This is a genomic window from Vibrio sp. 1401 (assembly GCF_033340295.1).
On record NZ_JAWOWF010000684.1, the window covers coordinates 1 to 558 of the forward strand.

At 48.6% G+C, this 558-nt stretch carries 2 pseudogenes; both read left to right on the plus strand.

Annotated features, from left to right (window positions below):
• Window positions 1-150 (plus strand): annotated as a pseudogene (locus R7Z77_RS27575) (ABC transporter ATP-binding protein); the annotation flags it as partial.
• A gap of 18 nt (window positions 151-168) precedes the next feature.
• A pseudogene (locus R7Z77_RS27580) lies at window positions 169-558 on the plus strand (TenA family protein); the annotation flags it as partial.

Genomic DNA, 558 nt, shown 5'->3' on the forward strand with positions numbered 1-558 from the left:
CGCGCTTGGAATGACACGTTAACTCGTTTCGCGCTTCGCCCATCGGCAGTTGACCTAAAACGCTACGACGATTACGCCGAGTTCATGTATTCACAAAAAATCATCGAAACGCTACCAAAAGCGAAAGATTACGTACCGAGCTTTGACTAATTACGAGGCTGCCCCATTATGAAATACCAAGATTTGATCGACGCTTGCCGCCAAGATTGGCAAGAATACACTGAGCATGCCTTCGTGCAGCAATTAGCCAAAGGCACACTGGCTCAACCTTGTTTTCTACATTACTTGAAGCAAGATTTCTTATTCCTAAAACAGTACGCGCGAGCTTATGCGCTAGCAATCTACAAAGCACGTACGTTAGACGACATGCGCCGCGCACTACCAAGTGTACATGCGCTTTTAGATTCAGAGATTGCCCACCATGTTACCTACTGCGGTCAGTGGGGATTGACGGAATCTGATCTCGAAAACGAGCCGGAAGACTTTGGCACGGTGGCTTACACGCGCTACGTATTGGATGCGGGAATGACGGGCGACTTAGTTGACTTGTATGCCGCG